This is a genomic window from Duganella sp. 3397, assembly GCF_031456625.1.
GTDB classification, from domain to species: domain Bacteria; phylum Pseudomonadota; class Gammaproteobacteria; order Burkholderiales; family Burkholderiaceae_D; genus Rugamonas; species Rugamonas phyllosphaerae.
Map to the genome: position 1 here is coordinate 1 of NZ_JAVDVB010000020.1, position 1,238 is coordinate 1,238.

At 52.3% G+C, this 1,238-nt stretch carries 1 rRNA gene; it reads right to left on the reverse strand.

The features are described from left to right. Positions 1–62: 62 nt before the first annotated feature. A 16S ribosomal RNA gene (locus J2X54_RS25675) occupies positions 63–1,238 on the reverse strand; the annotation flags it as partial.

A 1,238-nucleotide genomic window follows, 5' to 3' on the forward strand; every position in this document is an offset into this window, starting at 1 on the left:
ATTGACAGTCGATAAGTGTGAACGCTTGATGGCGAGTTATTGCTAACTCAGTGCTACTCTAGAAAGGAGGTGATCCAGCCGCACCTTCCGATACGGCTACCTTGTTACGACTTCACCCCAGTCACGAATCCTACCGTGGTAAGCGCCCTCCTTACGGTTAAGCTACCTACTTCTGGTAAAACCCGCTCCCATGGTGTGACGGGCGGTGTGTACAAGACCCGGGAACGTATTCACCGCGACATGCTGATCCGCGATTACTAGCGATTCCAACTTCATGCAGTCGAGTTGCAGACTACAATCCGGACTACGATACACTTTCTGGGATTAGCTCCCCCTCGCGGGTTGGCGGCCCTCTGTATGTACCATTGTATGACGTGTGAAGCCCTACCCATAAGGGCCATGAGGACTTGACGTCATCCCCACCTTCCTCCGGTTTGTCACCGGCAGTCTCATTAGAGTGCTCTTTCGTAGCAACTAATGACAAGGGTTGCGCTCGTTGCGGGACTTAACCCAACATCTCACGACACGAGCTGACGACAGCCATGCAGCACCTGTGTGCAGATTCTCTTTCGAGCACTCCCGAATCTCTCCGGGATTTCTGCCATGTCAAGGGTAGGTAAGGTTTTTCGCGTTGCATCGAATTAATCCACATCATCCACCGCTTGTGCGGGTCCCCGTCAATTCCTTTGAGTTTTAATCTTGCGACCGTACTCCCCAGGCGGTCTACTTCACGCGTTAGCTGCGTTACCAAGTTAATTAAAACCCGACAACTAGTAGACATCGTTTAGGGCGTGGACTACCAGGGTATCTAATCCTGTTTGCTCCCCACGCTTTCGTGCATGAGCGTCAGTTTTGACCCAGGGGGCTGCCTTCGCCATCGGTGTTCCTCCACATATCTACGCATTTCACTGCTACACGTGGAATTCTACCCCCCTCTGCCAAACTCTAGCCTTGCAGTCACCATCGCCATTCCCAGGTTGAGCCCGGGGATTTCACGACAGTCTTACAAAACCGCCTGCGCACGCTTTACGCCCAGTAATTCCGATTAACGCTTGCACCCTACGTATTACCGCGGCTGCTGGCACGTAGTTAGCCGGTGCTTATTCTTCAGGTACCGTCATTAGCGCTCTGTATTAGAAAGCACCGTTTCTTCCCTGACAAAAGAGCTTTACAACCCGAAGGCCTTCTTCACTCACGCGGCATTGCTGGATCAGGCTTGCGCCCATTGTCCAAAATTC